Annotated in this window: 17 protein-coding genes; 11 read left to right on the top strand and 6 right to left on the bottom strand. The window is 65.2% G+C overall.

The window, feature by feature from the left end:
• Window positions 1–29: 29 nt before the first annotated feature.
• Window positions 30–695, top strand: coding sequence for a hypothetical protein (locus ACMGFG_RS15730; RefSeq protein WP_436931276.1), 666 nt, complete (start codon window positions 30–32; stop codon window positions 693–695).
• 76 nt (window positions 696–771) lie between these two features.
• Here the strand turns inward: ACMGFG_RS15730 and ACMGFG_RS15725 are convergent, their stop codons facing one another.
• From ACMGFG_RS15725 to ACMGFG_RS15710, 4 genes are all read right to left on the bottom strand, one after another.
• Window positions 772–1,101 (bottom strand): hypothetical protein, encoded by a 330-nt coding sequence (locus ACMGFG_RS15725; RefSeq protein ID WP_436931275.1) that lies wholly within the window; start codon window positions 1,099–1,101, stop codon window positions 772–774.
• Between the two features lie 3 nt (window positions 1,102–1,104).
• Window positions 1,105–1,479, bottom strand: coding sequence for a hypothetical protein (locus ACMGFG_RS15720; protein WP_436931274.1), 375 nt, complete (start codon window positions 1,477–1,479; stop codon window positions 1,105–1,107).
• A 381-nt stretch (window positions 1,480–1,860) separates the two neighbouring features.
• Complete coding sequence (locus tag ACMGFG_RS15715; RefSeq protein ID WP_436931273.1) at window positions 1,861–3,150, bottom strand: MFS transporter; 1,290 nt, start codon at window positions 3,148–3,150, stop codon at window positions 1,861–1,863.
• 3 nt (window positions 3,151–3,153) lie between these two features.
• A complete protein-coding gene (locus tag ACMGFG_RS15710; protein WP_436931272.1) occupies window positions 3,154–4,266 on the bottom strand; it encodes an MBL fold metallo-hydrolase in 1,113 nt (370 codons plus the stop codon).
• Window positions 4,267–4,355: 89 nt separating this feature from the next.
• On the opposite strand from ACMGFG_RS15710, the gene ACMGFG_RS15705 reads away from it, so the two are divergent.
• The 4 genes from ACMGFG_RS15705 to ACMGFG_RS15690 all read left to right on the top strand — a co-directional run bounded on the left by ACMGFG_RS15705 (window position 4,356) and on the right by ACMGFG_RS15690 (window position 7,343).
• Window positions 4,356–5,090, top strand: coding sequence for a helix-turn-helix domain-containing protein (locus ACMGFG_RS15705; RefSeq protein ID WP_436931271.1), 735 nt, complete (start codon window positions 4,356–4,358; stop codon window positions 5,088–5,090).
• Between the two features lie 59 nt (window positions 5,091–5,149).
• Window positions 5,150–5,755 carry a class I SAM-dependent methyltransferase gene (locus ACMGFG_RS15700; protein WP_436931270.1) on the top strand — a complete coding sequence of 202 codons (606 nt, stop codon included), beginning with the start codon at window positions 5,150–5,152 and terminating at the stop codon, window positions 5,753–5,755.
• Between the two features lie 39 nt (window positions 5,756–5,794).
• Entirely contained in the window at window positions 5,795–6,604 is an 810-nt protein-coding gene (locus ACMGFG_RS15695) for a nucleoside phosphorylase (RefSeq protein ID WP_436931269.1), read from the top strand.
• Window positions 6,605–6,947: 343 nt separating this feature from the next.
• Window positions 6,948–7,343, top strand: a complete 396-nt coding sequence (locus ACMGFG_RS15690; RefSeq protein WP_436931268.1) for a hypothetical protein — start codon at window positions 6,948–6,950, stop codon at window positions 7,341–7,343.
• A gap of 5 nt (window positions 7,344–7,348) precedes the next feature.
• Here ACMGFG_RS15690 and ACMGFG_RS15685 read toward each other — a convergent pair whose 3' ends face one another.
• Entirely contained in the window at window positions 7,349–8,188 is an 840-nt protein-coding gene (locus ACMGFG_RS15685) for a CPBP family intramembrane glutamic endopeptidase (protein ID WP_436931267.1), read from the bottom strand.
• A gap of 187 nt (window positions 8,189–8,375) precedes the next feature.
• Between ACMGFG_RS15685 and ACMGFG_RS15680 the strand changes: the two genes are divergently transcribed.
• From ACMGFG_RS15680 to ACMGFG_RS15655, 6 genes are all read left to right on the top strand, one after another.
• Window positions 8,376–8,567 (top strand): hypothetical protein, encoded by a 192-nt coding sequence (locus tag ACMGFG_RS15680; RefSeq protein WP_436931266.1) that lies wholly within the window; start codon window positions 8,376–8,378, stop codon window positions 8,565–8,567.
• A 138-nt stretch (window positions 8,568–8,705) separates the two neighbouring features.
• Window positions 8,706–9,860 carry a J domain-containing protein gene (locus ACMGFG_RS15675; protein WP_436931265.1) on the top strand — a complete coding sequence of 385 codons (1,155 nt, stop codon included), beginning with the start codon at window positions 8,706–8,708 and terminating at the stop codon, window positions 9,858–9,860.
• A 93-nt stretch (window positions 9,861–9,953) separates the two neighbouring features.
• Window positions 9,954–11,096, top strand: coding sequence for an ArsR/SmtB family transcription factor (locus tag ACMGFG_RS15670; protein WP_436931264.1), 1,143 nt, complete (start codon window positions 9,954–9,956; stop codon window positions 11,094–11,096).
• Window positions 11,097–11,253: 157 nt separating this feature from the next.
• Window positions 11,254–12,621 carry a histidinol dehydrogenase gene (hisD, locus tag ACMGFG_RS15665; RefSeq protein ID WP_436931263.1) on the top strand — a complete coding sequence of 456 codons (1,368 nt, stop codon included), beginning with the start codon at window positions 11,254–11,256 and terminating at the stop codon, window positions 12,619–12,621.
• Between the two features lie 81 nt (window positions 12,622–12,702).
• Window positions 12,703–13,206 carry a GNAT family N-acetyltransferase gene (locus ACMGFG_RS15660; RefSeq protein WP_436931262.1) on the top strand — a complete coding sequence of 168 codons (504 nt, stop codon included), beginning with the start codon at window positions 12,703–12,705 and terminating at the stop codon, window positions 13,204–13,206.
• 108 nt (window positions 13,207–13,314) lie between these two features.
• The gene (locus ACMGFG_RS15655) at window positions 13,315–13,686 is read left to right on the top strand and encodes a HesB/IscA family protein (protein ID WP_436931261.1); all 372 of its coding nucleotides are present in this window, start codon (window positions 13,315–13,317) and stop codon (window positions 13,684–13,686) included.
• Here ACMGFG_RS15655 and ACMGFG_RS15650 read toward each other — a convergent pair.
• Window positions 13,683–13,883: a dodecin gene (locus ACMGFG_RS15650; RefSeq protein WP_436931260.1), complete on the bottom strand. Its 201-nt coding sequence runs from the start codon at window positions 13,881–13,883 to the stop codon at window positions 13,683–13,685. The genes ACMGFG_RS15655 and ACMGFG_RS15650 overlap by 4 nt on opposite strands.
• Window positions 13,884–13,906: the final 23 nt, after the last annotated feature.

The following is a 13,906-nucleotide window of genomic DNA, read 5'->3' as shown; positions in this document are numbered from 1 at the left end:
CCACAACGACTCTCGGGAATTCACTACCAATGTCAGAGAACACGACTCCGACCGACACGAACCGCCCCGACTCGAACTGGGCCGTCGAATACGACGTCGAACCGATCCGGATCCGCGACCCAGTCGCGGAAGCACTCGCTGTCCTCGAACCTGGTGACCCGTTCGTCGTCACCTACGAGGACGTGGTGAAGGCGGCAGGACACTCGTGTCCGACCGCGTCGGGCGCCTATCGGATCGCCCAGCTGGGCCTCAACACGCTATTTCCCGACAAACTCCCTGTTCGGAGCGAGATCGAGGTATTCGCTGCGGGGCCGCACGACGACGCCACATACGGCGTCATGGGACGTCTCGTCTCGTACGTGACCGGCGCAGCCCAGGAAGACGGCTTCGGTGGGCTCGCTGGCGGTCACGGTGATCGCCAGAACATGCTGACGTTCGATGCGTTCGACCCCGACAGTGCTGACCCGACGTTTCGGTTCCGCCGAAGCGACACTGGCGAAACCGTCGAGGTGACCTACCACGTCGGCGATGTCCCGGATGGCGGGCCTGCTCTGGGCAATCTCCAGCAGATCATCGACGGGACGGCCAGCGAGGAAGAACGCGAACTGTTCGCAGAAGTCTGGCACGGCCGCGTCCAAGCTGTCCTTTCGGAGGAGTCTCTGTTCACCGTGACGACCATCGAACACTGGCCATAGAACACTCGAATTTAGTTCCTCCGAGTCTACTAGTCGAAACTCTCTCGATAGTGTTCCGGGCGTACATCCTTTCGAACTACCGCAGATACGTCTCCAGTGAGTCTACGACGCGATCCACGAATTCGTCAGTAACTCGGCCCTGCCACGCGACGAGGTCTTCGATCCGGGGCGAGTGAATCGCCCACGGCGAGACGAACGACTCTCGGGGAACACCGCCCGTTTCCCAGACGTCCTCCCCGAGACGAAGCGAGTCGTCGTACGCCTTCGTCGAGATAGCGACCGCGACGTGTTGCTCGTCGGCGAAGGGGTGAGAACTGTTGTTCACGACGAGCCACGGTCGCTGGCGATCAGTGCCGAGTTTGAACGGGTCGGTACTCCTGACGACATCGCCGCGTTCCGGCTCCATCGATCACTCGTCCTCGCTCGAATTCTGTTCGCTCGGATGCGGCTGGTCGGGTGCGGCAGCGTCCCAGTACTCCGACTCGATTCCGCCGTCGGCTTCGTCGAGTTGTTCGCTCACGTCGTGCAGATTGTACGCTGCGGCGACCCGCTGTTCGTCCTCCGTGATTGCCCAGTACTGTCCTCGATGGCGAACGAGGTCACGCTCTTTCAATCGCGTGAGTGCGGTGCCGACCGTATTCGGGTTCTCGTCGATGGCAGTAGCTATCTCCGACCGGGTGAACGCCGCGTCCCGGTGTGTGTGGAGGTACGTAATCACCTGCTCGGGCACACTCGGTCCCTCGGGAAGGTCACCCGATTCGAACTCGTCAATACTCACAGGCATGCTGCGGAATTAGCGTGCTTACGTAATGAATGTACTGCCGTACTTTGAGTGCGGATCCACTAGTAGATCCTCGCCCGGTAGTGTTCCGGGAGTGCATTTCAATTATTCTATTAGAATAATCTGAAAATAATACAAATCACTCCAGCCAGACCCCTTCTGGGAATGTGATATTCCCGTAATGACGGCTCTTTTGCCCGCGTCTTTGGAAATTGCCGGTGATGACGAGCCCGGAGTGAGGTCTGCCGGGAGTACTGGCATCCGTCAGCTTCGGATGGCCGTGCTGTATACAACGCGCGTATTCGGCAGACAGTAGTCTGTAATCTGTTCGTATCGAGGTCAAGAAATCGGATACGGTCACTACCGAAGAAGAATTCCGCTGGACTAGTCTTGGGTAACTGTCTTGGCCGGTTGCTCTGCCGCAGGTGCAGGCGGTTCGTGTGTCCCGAAGTCGGGATGCGTTTCTTCCATCCAGATGTACACGACTGCACCGGACGTGAACATCAGGATTGCAGTCATGTAGAACGCTGCTTCAGCGTTCACGAGCTCCATCGAGAGTCCAATCAGGATTGCGCCGACAGCATACCCCGAGTCACGCCACATCCGGTAGACTCCCATCCCGGCCGACCGCCACGTCGGGTGGGCAGCGTCGCTCGGTACGGTCATCAGGTTCGGATACAGTAGTGCCATGCCGAGACCGGAGACGGCGGCCAGAATAGCCCACGCGAGATATCCCTCCACGAGTACCATTCCGAGGACGCCGGCACCTGCGAGGAACATTCCCCAGACAACGGGCGGCCGGCGACCGATACGGTCGGCAAGTCCACCGGTGACGATCTGGAGGAAGTACATCGCGCTGTGGACAGCAACCACCACCCCGACAGCCGCAATACCAAGACCCTGGCTGACCAGATACAGCGGGACGGCAATCCAGAACAGCGTGTCCACGAAGTTCTCGATGTGGCCGGCCTGAGCCGCAGCGAACAGCGTCCTGTCACCGTAGGTCGCCCGCTTCACCACCTCGTTGAACGGCAGGTTCGCGTCGTGGTGGTCGTCGTCACCTTCGGCCTGAGCGTACTGGACGGTCTCCTTGATCAGGAAGATGGAGATGAGGAAGGCCAGCACGACGACGACGGCGAGGAAGTAGAACGGTTCGGGCCGGAGGCTCCACTGCCCGGCGATAGCGCCCGTGATCCACGCCCCGACAGCGACGCCAGTGTAACCGAACGACTCGTCGATGCCGACCGCGAGGCCTCGCTGGTCGGGCCCCGCGAGGTCGATTTTCGCGTTGATCGCCATACTCCAGGTCAGGGCCTGGTTGATGCCCAGCAGAACGTTTCCGATCGTGATCCACCCCCAGCTGGGGGCGAAGATGAGAATGAGCGGCAGGGGGAGTGCCGTCGCCCACCCGGCGACGAGCACCGGCTTGCGGCCGTACTCCTCGCCCCATTTGCCAGCGTAGAGATTGAGAATCGACTTCACGATTCCAAACGAAACGACGAACGACCCGATAACCAGGAACGACTCGATGCCGAGCACCTCTTCTCCCAGAACGGGGACGACGGTTCGTTCGGATCCGATAGTTAGGCCCGTGGCGAACACCAGCAGGACGTGTAGCGAGAACTGTCCGAGGTGTTCGCGGATGCCCTGTTTGATTTCAGTTCCAGTACTCATGAGTCACTCCGCTGCGCAGTTGTTGGGGCCCAGTTCCAGTTCGGCCAGTTCGTCGGCCGGGACAGATTCCTGTCCCACGTTCGTCCGCTTGACACGCTCGAAGTTCGGCGGGTGATCCGGGATGTCGGAAGCGAGTTCGTCGATGAAGTCCTCACGGTCTCGGCCGAGATCGTCGTTCCGTTCCTTGACCTCCGCAACCGTCGCGGTCACAGGCGGTTCAGGCGAGCCGGGATCGTGCGCGGGCAACACAACTGCATCGTCCGGCCGTTTCAGCAATCGCTGGAGGCTCTCGTAGAGCGTTGCGGCGTTCTCCTCGACATCGGAGTCTTCGATTCCCGCTTCGACGCCGAGTTCGACACGCCCGACGCTCTCGTGGAAGAGCGTATCGCCTGTGATCAGCGCAGCGCCGTCGATATCGAACGAGACACTCCCCTCGCTGTGTCCCGGTGTGTGGATGACCTCGATATCGAGACTGCCGACCGTCACGGTCTGTCCATCCTCAACCGGCATCGCATCGATGGCGAGCGCGTCCTTCGGGTGGAGGGAGTAGGGAACGCCGTGTCGGTCGGCGAGTTCTGCAGCGCCCGAGACGTGGTCAGCGTGGGCGTGCGTGTCGAAGACGCCGACGAGTTCGGCGTCGTATTCATCGAGAATCGCCTCGTATTCGCCGAGGTAATGTGACGGATCGAACACGGCGGCTTCACCGTCCGAAATGAGGACGTGTGAGAGGCAGCCCTTCCCCGGCCGTGCGACCTGAATGAGCGTGCCATCGAGGTCGGCTGTCACTTCCGCGTGCCGGTGGACACGGCTCCAACCGTTCATCCCGTCCGTGAGCGTCACTGCGTCGTAGTCCAGATCTTGGAGCACTTCTGTCGCGGTCTCCGAGACGACACCGGCAGCACAGACAGTGACGATCTGTTCGTTACGGGGGAGATCTGAGAGGGCTTCCTTGGCTTGTTCAGAGCTTTCGGTTAGTTCGTCGTAGATATCGACGTTGATACTACCCGGGATGTGCCACTCTTCGAAATCCTCTTCGTGGCGAATATCGAGGACGACCGGGGCCTCGTCGCCGTTTTGTAACTGTTCGCTGAGTTCCTCCGGCGGTATCTCCTGCATCGGTATTCCTGAATAGCAGATATACTCGCATATGGGCGCTGCCGGACATGACCGGCACTGTTAATTCTGCCCAGTTCGAAGTCATTCGTGTGAGTCTGTACGAGGCCTCGATCCGGGTCAAACACGAATGTCCATACCGGGTGATTTCAGAGCGGTACCCGGACTTGACCATCCGCGAGTGGCCGCTGAGCGACTGCCAAGTACTGGAGATCACATCAGAGGCAACACCGACTGACGAGTTGCTTGACGACATCAACCAACTCGGAACCGTTCTACACGAATCGGAGGACGAGGACGGGTATCACGTCGTCACGCAGTCCTGCCTCTGTTCACTTGAGCAGTCGATCATCGACCGCTTCGAGGAACACAACTGTCTGTATCAGTCGCCGACGATCTACCGCCAGGGCTGGGAGCACTACACGGTGGTCGCGTTCGACGGTGAAGACATTCGAGACCTGCTCAGTGATCTGCGATCCGACAGGGAGATCGAGCTGCTCTCGAAAACCTCGATTTCGGAGAAACAGATCCCCCACAGTATGCTGGCCCCGGCGAATCAACTGTTCGAGAACATCACTGACCGGCAATTAGCAGCACTCCAATTAGCACTGGAAAGCGGGTACTACGAGCAACCACGGAAGACCTCACTTCGAGACCTGGCCGATCAGACGGCCGTCGCTCGTTCGACGTACGAAGAACACCTCCGGAAGGCTGAGAACAAACTCCTCACGAACGCGGGACAGTTCTTGCGCTTGGTCACCGCGACATCGACGGCTGACCCGCTGCAAGTAGAGAAGACAGGGCAGGCTGAACAGCCTGCCGACTAGTTGGTCGTCAGGTCGCCAGATAATTCGTTAGATGATCAAAACAGCAAGTTCCACATCATATGAGTGACGTTGCGAGTTTCATTCGATTCTGTGAGAGCGAGTTCGGGACAGCAGTCATGGACCGCGAAGCCACGTATGTGAAACGGCACGTCGCCGCTGACGACCAGATTCTCGACGTTGGATGCGGTATCGGTTCGCTCGAAGACCGCTTTCCCAATCACAGGATGATCGGACTGGACCGCTCGGAGGAGATGATTCAAGCGGCCCGAGAACGAGTTTCTGCACCATTCGTTCTCGGCGATGCGACCGAACTCCCCGTCGCAAACGGATCCGTAGATGCTGTCGTGTTCGTCTCGACACTCGAATTCATCTTCGATGTTGACGCGGTATTAACGGAGGCGACTCGCGTCCTCGCTTCCGATGGAACCTTGGTTACACTCGTATTGAACACACGTTCCGAGTACGTTCAATCGAATCTCCAGCGAGAAGGTTCCTACTTCCAACAGATGGTCTACCGGGACTCTGAGGAGTTGACGGAAACGATACGAGAGTACGTTGATGGAGATCGAGAGTTCTTCCTCGGTATCTCAGACGAGGACGTCTTCGAGAGTACTGATCCGACGGCTGCCGCGATCTCGGCGGTAGTCGGGACACCGTATGAGTGACCACAATATCCTTGTCTGAGTTCCGTGAAGACAGGCTATATGACTGACTCGTCCCACTCGGATTCATCTCCGCTTCTCGAATCAAAGGAATTTGAGGAATCATCTGTCTTTACGCCGGAAGCACTGCTGGAGAATGCCCGACGGCAGAAGAATCTCCCGGAACGCTCTGTTCCGGATATCTGTATCCTCGATCCGGATGGAGACATCGTGCGCCAGTTGACGGCCACCGGAGAAGCGTATAGAGACGAAGCGTGGCCCGGCTATCACACCGATCTCTACCGGTTCGAGCGAAACGGTGTGGAATTCGGTATCGTTGGGTGCGCGGTTGGGTCATCGTTCGCTGTTCTTGTTGCGGAGCAACTGGTTGCCGCCGGCTGTCGGTTTCTCGTCAGTATAACCTCGTCGGGCCAGATCGTGGTGAAGGACGATCCACCGTACTTCGTCCTTATCGAGCGTGCGCTCCGCGACGAAGGGACGAGTCATCACTACCGTTCGACGAGCCGCTATGCAACTCTTGATGAAGATCTGAGTGCTCCGGTCGCAGAGGCGTGCAAAACTGTGTCTCGACCTGTGTATACTGGGGCAACGTGGACGACGGACGCCCCGTTTCGGGAGACGGAGACTGCAATTGAACGTGCGAAGTCAGAAGAAATCCTTGCCGTAGAAATGGAGGCAGCCGCACTGTACACGTTTGCGGAGGTTCGAGACGTACCAGTCGTTTGCTTTGCGCATGTGACTAATCAGATGGGACAGACTGAGGACGATTTCGAGAAAGGGGAAGCAAATGGGAGTCAAGACGCGTTAGAAGTGATCGACGCAGCTGCTACCGCTTGGTCGTCTTTCAATTGAAAAGGGCCCGTCAGAAACACACGCCGATCCGCCTTCTGAAACAGGCCGTAAACAATAACCTCTGAGTTGAAGTGCTGAACGTCTCCTCTGTCTCTTCCAAGCTGGTTCCGGAAGGTATTCATCAAGTTTTCGTTGGGCCGTTGAAGATAGCCCGAGAGACCTCATACAGAATGCGGAAGTCGGGGTACTACGAGTTAGAGAGCCGCTGGAAGTGAATAACACTTTCACCGAGCCTACTAGTAGAAACTCGGCCGGTCGGTAGTCCGTGCGACACCACCGAACGGACAGCGACGGCGCCGCGAGTGACCCACCGTTAAGACACGTCGTTTCGAACGACGCACCCATGCCAGTCGACCCGGAGACCGCGGCCATCGCGGTCGTCTCGCTGCTGGGTGCGGGCGGGGTCGCGGCCGTCACGCGTCGCCACTACGAACCGCCGCCGCCGGAGGGCGAGGCGGAACCGCCCGAACCGGTGTTCGAGACGGTCGTGTTCTTCGCGCTGGCCGCGGGGCTGTTCGCCGGGGTCGGGTACGCCCTCGCCTGGGTCGGGCGGGAGTGGGGGACGCTCGGCCAGGCGGCGACGATTGCGCTGTCGCCGGTCGGGCTCTACTCGGCGTGGGCGACTTACACCGGCCGGGTCGCCGCCGACGCCGACCGGGCGAGCGCGCTGATGGGCGTCGTCAGCGCGACGGTGCTCGGCGTGTACCCGCCGGTCCTCCTCGCGCTCTCCGCGCTGTAGGGGGGTCAGAGGAGCGCGAGCGCCGCCGCGGCCACGTTCTGCTGGTCGGGCAACTGGTCGCCGAAGGCCACCACGACGTACAGCAGCGTGAACAGCGTCGCGTTGTAGATCCCGTGGATCAGCGACGGCACGACGATGTTGTCGGTGAGCTCGTAGGCCGCCCCGAAGACCAGCGACGGGCCGACGAGCACCGCCAGCGCGACGACGTTTCCGGCGGCCGACCCGCCGGTCAGCGCGAACCAGTGGAGGCCGGCGAAGAAGGAACTGGCGAGGAAGATGGCGGCGACCGGGCCGAGCACCTCCCGGAGCCGTCCCTGCACGACGCCCCGGAAGAGCAGTTCCTCACCGGGCCCGATGATAAGGATCGCCGCGGGGATCAGGATCAGGAGCGTCTCGGGGTTCTCCATCCCGATCTCGGCGGCCTGGTTGGTGCCGGTGTCGACCTGGAGGAGCGTGACGAGGACCGACCCCGCCAGGGCCGCGCCGATCGCGAGCACGTAGCCGCCGACGACGACGGCGACGCCGCGCAGGTCCGGCAGTTCAGCGTCGATGTCGAACGGACCCGGGACGCCCTCGAACCCGAGGATCGACCTGATCTCGGGGCCGACGACGGGACGGAGTTTCATGTACGCCAGCGCGACGCCGGCACAGCCCACGCCCTGGACGAAGACGAGACTCAGGACGAGCAGCGCGGCCGGCGAGATCTCGACGCCGAGGCCGAGAGTCAGCACGGCGGCAGCGACGGAGGCGAGTACGAACCCGAACGCCAGCCCGCCGCCGCCGAGGCCGAGGGCGGAGACGAGCGCGACTACCGTTCGAAGCGGGGACCGTTCACTCGTTGCCATTCTCACCCGTCTATACACCCGTCCGCGCCAAAAGGGATTCCCTCCTGTCGACCGGCGTCGAGCGATTGGACCGACCGCCCAGCGGCCGGAGTCCACCCGGTGTATAAGGTGATCTTACGGCTTCCCGGGCGTCGGTATCCGTTTCAGGGCAAGCTATATGTGAACGTCTCGCACACGATCGGGTACGATGGTAGAATGTGACCACTGCGGCGACGACGTGTTCCGCGCGTGGCGGCGCCGCGAGCGGACGGAGACGATGACCCACCGGACGGTAGCCTGGGTCTGTGAGGACTGCCATCCCGAACTGGGCGAGACCGGACGGACGGCCGCGACCGAGAGTCGCGCGGTCGCGGACGGGGGGAGACGGACCGAGACGTAGCGACCGCGGCCGTTCCGTCGCCGAGCGAACTCGCGAATTCCGGGACAAATCCACGAATTTCGGTCGTGATCCGGTTCTCCGGTAGCAAATTACTTGTAGGTGAAGTCGAAAGAACAGCCCGAAGCGGTCGCTGGGTGTATGAACGGGACGTTCTACGGCGTCCTCGGGGTGGGACCCGACGCCGACGAGGAAGCCATTCGCGCCGCCTACCGCGAGCGCGTCAAGGAGCACCACCCGGACGTGAGCGCCGACCCCGACGCGGCCGACCGGTTCAGACGCTTGACCGTCGCGAAGGAGACGCTGCTCGACGCGGCCGAGCGCGCCAGGTACGACCGACTCGGCCACCGCGCGTACGTCGAGGCGCACGCCGATCCGAGCCTCTGGACGACCGAGTCGTCGTCGGACGGCCCGTCCACCGACCGGTCGTCGGACCGACCGCGGGACGTTTCGGACCGCGCGGCCGACGGGTCCGCCCGGAACGAGTCGACCGGGACAGGGACCGGACGGACGACCGGGACGTGGGCCGGACGGACGGCACGGAACCGCCGGTCGTCGTCCGACCGGGCGAAGGAATCGGCGAGCCGCCGGAGTGACCCGAGCGGCGCAGGCCGGTCGCGGTCGTCGGCCGCGACGCCGTCGGATACCGACGGCCGCGCCGGTGGGCCGACGACCGGAACCGCGAGAGAGGGGTCGTCGGACCCGGGACCGGCGGACTCGGGATCCGGAGACGCCTCCCCGGGCTGGACCGGATCGAGTCACGAGGAGGCGTCGAACAGCGGTGGAGCGTCGAACGGTGCCACCGGAGTCTCGGGCGGTGGAGCGCCGAACGGCGGCGATGGAGCGCCGGGCGACGACGAGACGACCGGCAGCGCCGCGACGGCCGACGGTGCGACGGCTTCGCCGACGGCCGACGGCACGGCGTCGTCGTCGGGGTCGACGAACCGGGCGTCCGAGACCGGTGACGCGGCGGGCGGAGCACGACGACGGACCCGGCGACCGTCCGGATCGTACGCGACGACCAGTTTCTGGGGGGCCGCCGAGAACCGGTCGGGCGCGGGACGGCCGTCGGACACGGCGACGCGACGCGCCCTGATCGCGCTCCGCCGGCTCGGGCCGTGGATCCTGGTCCACGCCCTCTTCCTCTCGCTGGCGGTCGGAACCGGCTGGTACGTCTACGCGGTCGTCCTGCCGCCGGCCGAGCGGTCGGCCGCGCTGCTGTTCGTCCTGATCGGCGAGGTGGGGCTGGCGGTGGTTCTGTCGTCGTTGCACATACTCTCGCGGCTCTACCGGTAACGGGCGCTGACGGCTCCTGGCCCCGGTTCGAGCTTCAAACGCGTTTTTGTCTTTTGGGAAAGCCCATTATGATCGCCCATCTGTGCTAGGGCAATGGGTCGTCTGCTGCCGTTCAAGTCGGAGCCGACGCGGACGCCCGACGAGCCGAAGGTCCTCGACCTCGACGACGAGGCGACCGAGGAGGCGCTGTCCGCGCTCTCGTCGGACACCGCGCGGCAGATCCTGGCGTCGCTGTACGAGGAGCCGAAGACGCCGCCGGAGATCCGCGACGAGGTGGGGACCTCCCTCCAGAACGTCCACTACCACGTCGAGCGCCTGGAGGACGCCGACCTGATCCAGCCGGCCGGCGAGGGCTACTCCGAGAAGGGCACGGAGATGACCATCTACGCGCCGGCCAGCGAGGCGCTCGTGCTGTTCGCCGGCCAGGAACACGACCGCTCGCGCCTGAAGACGGCGCTGACGCGCCTGCTGGGGTCGGTCGGCCTGCTCGCGGTCGCCAGCCTCGCCGTCCGGCGGCTGTTCGGCGAGTCCGGCGGACGGGTCGGCGACTACGGCGTCTCGTTCGGGATGGGGTCGCAGTCCGGCGCCGACGGCGGCGGTGACGATGCCGGGGACGGTGGAGACGGTGGCGACGCTGCCGACGGCGGAGACGGTGGGGGTGCCGACGCGGGAGCGGACGACGGCGCGGGGGAGGCCACGACCACCGGCGACGGCGATGTCGGGGTCTTCGGCGGGGAGGAGACGGAGGCCGCCGAGGCCACCGCGAGTCCGACGCCCGGGCCGGGAACCGCGACGGAGGCCCCGTCCGCCACGCCCGCTGGCACCCCCTCGGCGACGCCCGCCGAGACCGCGTCGGCGACCCCGGCCGGTACCCCGTCACCGACGCCCGCGGGGACGCCCACGCCGGCAGCGACGCCCTCGCCCACGGCCGCGCCGACCGAGACCCAGGCCCCGACCCCCGCCCCGACCGCGACGCCCACCGCGACGGAGACGGCGACGCCCAGGCCGACCCCCACAGCGACCGACTCGCCGTCGCCGACGCCGACCGAGACGGGCATGGAGTCGGGAGGGACCACCCTCGACACCGGGACGCAGATCCCGGCCGAGACGGTCGACGGTGCCCGGCAGGTCGCCAGCGGCGGCGACTCCCTGCTGGCCGACCCGGCGGTCGCCTTCTTCCTCGGCGGGCTGTTCATGATCCTCGTCGTCACCGCCTGGTGGTACGTCCAGGGGTGATCGCGGGGGCTCCACGACCGTCGCCGCCCTCGCGACCGTCCGCCGCCCTCGCGACCGTCCGCCGCCCTCGCGACCGTCCGCCGCCCTCGCGACCGTCCGCCGCCGTTCGCCGGCCGCGATAGCAAGTCGTATGGGCCAGTCGCGGCAAGGACGCAGCATGAACGTGCGACGGGTGGACGAGCTGGGCCCCGACGAGCGGGCGGCGCTGTTCGACCGCGACGCCGGGGTCGAGGCCGTCCGTGACGACGCCCGCGAGATCGTCGACCGCGTGCGGTCGGAGGGCGACGTGGCCCTGCGGAACCTCTCGCGGGAGATCGACGGCGTCGAGGTCGGCAACATCGACGTGACCGACCGCGTCGAGCGCGCCTACGAGGAGATCGACGCGGAGACCCGCGCGGCCATCGAGGACGCGGCCGCGAACATCCGCGAGTTCCACGAGCGCCAGCTCCCCGAGGACTGGACCGAGGACTTCGACGGCCGCGAACTCGGCCGGCGCTTCCGGCCGCTCGACACGGTCGGCGTCTACGCCCCGGGCGGGACGGCCGCCTACCCCTCCAGCGTGCTGATGGGCGTGATCCCGGCGGTCGTCGCGGGCGTCGAACACGTCGCGGTCGCGACCCCGCCGGCCGAGGAGATCAACCCGGTGACGCTGGCGGCCATCGAGGTGGCCGGCGCCGACGCGGTCTACCAGGTCGGCGGCGCGCAGGCGGTCGCCGCGCTCGCCTACGGCACCGAGACGATAAACGCCGTCCAGAAGGTCGTCGGCCCCGGCAACCAGTGGGTCACCGCCGCCAAGGCCGAGGTCCGCGGCGACGTGGAGATCGACTTCCTCGCCGGCCCGAGCGAGGTGCTGGTCGTCGCCGACGGGACGGCGGATCCGTCGCTGGTCGCCGCCGACCTGGTCGCCCAGGCCGAACACGGCGAGACGAGCTCCGTCGTCGCCGTCACTGACGACGAGGACACGGCCGAGGCGGTCGCCGCGGCCGTCGACGACCACGCCGCGGGCCGCGACCGCGAGGCGACGATCCGCGCGGCACTCGACCGGGACGCGAGCGGCGTCTTCCTCGCCCGGTCGATGCCCGAGGCCGTGCTGTTCGCCGAGGAGTACGCGCCCGAGCACCTCTCGATCCAGGCCGACGACGCGGAGGCGCTGCTGGACCGCATCCCCAGCGCCGGGAGCGCCTTCCTCGGTCCCTACAGCCCGGTCGCCGCCGGCGACTACGCGACCGGCACGAACCACGTTCTCCCGACCAACGGCAAGGCGCGGGTGACCGGCGGGCTCTCCGTCGACACCTTCCTCCGGTCGACGACGGTCCAGCGCCTCTCCGAGGACGCGCTGGGCGACCTGCGCGACACCGTCACAACCCTGGCGGACGCCGAAGGGCTGGAGGCCCACGCCCACAGCGTCGACGCGCGCTTCGAGGGCGACGCGTCCGGTGAGGGCGGGGACGATACTTGCAGGGGCGGGGACGACACCGGTGGGGCCGACGACACCGCTACGGACGCCGAGCAGTCCGACGAGTAGCACGGGGTTACCGGGTCGGTAGCGGGTCGTGGCCCGCCGCGGGTCGTCAGGTCTTTCTGCGATAGCGTCGTTCGGTCGAGCATGACAGAGGACGTGCGCTATCGGCCGGCGAACGCCGGCGACGTGGCCGGGGTCCAGCGGGTCGCCGACGACGCGTGGCACACCGCCTACGACGACATCCTCGGCGCGGACGTGGTCGAGACGATGCTCGACGAGTGGTACGAGGACGACGCCATCGAGGCCGGCGTCGAACACGAGGCCCAGGACTTCTTCGTCGCCGTCGTCGACGGCGAGGTCGTCGGCTACGCCCACGCCGGCCCGCACCCGCCGCGGCGGGTCCACCAGGTCTATCGCCTGTACGTCGACCCCGACCACTGGCGCGAGGGGATCGGCCGCAACCTCGTCGCTGAGGTCGAACAGGCGCTGTACGACCGCGACGTGACCGCCTACGAGGCCGAGGTGCTGGCCGGCAACGACCGCGGCGTCGCCTTCTACGAGGCGGTCGGGTTCGAGCGCGTCGACGAGCAGGAGACCGACTTCGCGGGCACCACCGCGACCGAGTACATCTTCCAGAAGCGCCTGTAGCGCGGTCGTCGTCGCGTGACGGGTTCCCGCGGGATTCGGGCGAGGCGTCACGGCCGACGGCGGGCGGTCGCCGTCAGGGTTAACACGTTCGGGGCGAAACTCAAGCGTATGAGTTCCACGACGGAGCCCGATCCAGACCCGGACCGGCAGGGCATCGAAGTCACGGAGGCGGCCGCCGAGGAGGCTGTCTCGCTCCTCGAGGACGAGGACATGGACACCGACGTGGCGGGGCTGCGCCTGTTCGTCCAGCAGGGCGGCTGCGCGGGGCTGTCCTACGGGATGCGCTTCGAGTTCGAGCCCGAGGACGACGACACCGTCCACGAACACCACGGGCTGCGCGTGTTCGTCGACCCGGCGAGCATCGACTACGTGGAGGGCTCGGTGCTCGACTTCGAGGGCGGGCTCCAGGGCGAGGGGTTCCACGTCCGGAACCCCAACGTCGTCAGCGAGTGCGGCTGCGGCGAGAGTTTCCGCACCTAGTCTTCGAGTTCGAACGCCACCTCGACCTCGGCCTGGTACTCCCGGCCCTCGACGCTGGCGACCTCGACGCCCATCTCGTCGACCTCGACCCACTTGACGTTCTGCAGGGTCTCCTCCGCGCGGTCGACCGCGTCGTCGACCGCCTCGTCGAAGCTCTCGCTGCTCGTCCCGATCAGTGTGATCTTCTTGAACACCATTTTTGAGTTGCAACACTGTTGTC

Origin of the sequence: Halosimplex halobium (assembly GCF_051414055.1) — an archaeon.
Taxonomy (GTDB): Archaea; Halobacteriota; Halobacteria; order Halobacteriales; family Haloarculaceae; genus Halosimplex; species Halosimplex halobium.
Note: the sequence above shows the minus strand (reverse complement) of the source record. Positions and strands in the feature narration are given on the sequence as shown.

What these genes read in the sequence shown, in the direction of transcription:
- ACMGFG_RS15730 (WP_436931276.1), top strand. Translation starts at nt 30, where the DNA reads ATGTCAGAGAACACGACTCCGACCGACACGAACCGCCCCGACTCGAAC.
- ACMGFG_RS15725 (WP_436931275.1), bottom strand. Translation starts at nt 1,101, where the DNA reads ATGGAGCCGGAACGCGGCGATGTCGTCAGGAGTACCGACCCGTTCAAA.
- ACMGFG_RS15720 (WP_436931274.1), bottom strand. Translation starts at nt 1,479, where the DNA reads ATGCCTGTGAGTATTGACGAGTTCGAATCGGGTGACCTTCCCGAGGGA.
- ACMGFG_RS15715 (WP_436931273.1), bottom strand. Translation starts at nt 3,150, where the DNA reads ATGAGTACTGGAACTGAAATCAAACAGGGCATCCGCGAACACCTCGGA.
- ACMGFG_RS15710 (WP_436931272.1), bottom strand. Translation starts at nt 4,266, where the DNA reads ATGCAGGAGATACCGCCGGAGGAACTCAGCGAACAGTTACAAAACGGC.
- ACMGFG_RS15700 (WP_436931270.1), top strand. Translation starts at nt 5,150, where the DNA reads ATGAGTGACGTTGCGAGTTTCATTCGATTCTGTGAGAGCGAGTTCGGG.
- ACMGFG_RS15695 (WP_436931269.1), top strand. Translation starts at nt 5,795, where the DNA reads ATGACTGACTCGTCCCACTCGGATTCATCTCCGCTTCTCGAATCAAAG.
- ACMGFG_RS15690 (WP_436931268.1), top strand. Translation starts at nt 6,948, where the DNA reads ATGCCAGTCGACCCGGAGACCGCGGCCATCGCGGTCGTCTCGCTGCTG.
- ACMGFG_RS15685 (WP_436931267.1), bottom strand. Translation starts at nt 8,188, where the DNA reads ATGGCAACGAGTGAACGGTCCCCGCTTCGAACGGTAGTCGCGCTCGTC.
- ACMGFG_RS15680 (WP_436931266.1), top strand. Translation starts at nt 8,376, where the DNA reads ATGGTAGAATGTGACCACTGCGGCGACGACGTGTTCCGCGCGTGGCGG.
- ACMGFG_RS15675 (WP_436931265.1), top strand. Translation starts at nt 8,706, where the DNA reads ATGAACGGGACGTTCTACGGCGTCCTCGGGGTGGGACCCGACGCCGAC.
- ACMGFG_RS15670 (WP_436931264.1), top strand. Translation starts at nt 9,954, where the DNA reads ATGGGTCGTCTGCTGCCGTTCAAGTCGGAGCCGACGCGGACGCCCGAC.
- hisD (WP_436931263.1), top strand. Translation starts at nt 11,254, where the DNA reads ATGAACGTGCGACGGGTGGACGAGCTGGGCCCCGACGAGCGGGCGGCG.
- ACMGFG_RS15660 (WP_436931262.1), top strand. Translation starts at nt 12,703, where the DNA reads ATGACAGAGGACGTGCGCTATCGGCCGGCGAACGCCGGCGACGTGGCC.
- ACMGFG_RS15655 (WP_436931261.1), top strand. Translation starts at nt 13,315, where the DNA reads ATGAGTTCCACGACGGAGCCCGATCCAGACCCGGACCGGCAGGGCATC.
- ACMGFG_RS15650 (WP_436931260.1), bottom strand. Translation starts at nt 13,883, where the DNA reads ATGGTGTTCAAGAAGATCACACTGATCGGGACGAGCAGCGAGAGCTTC.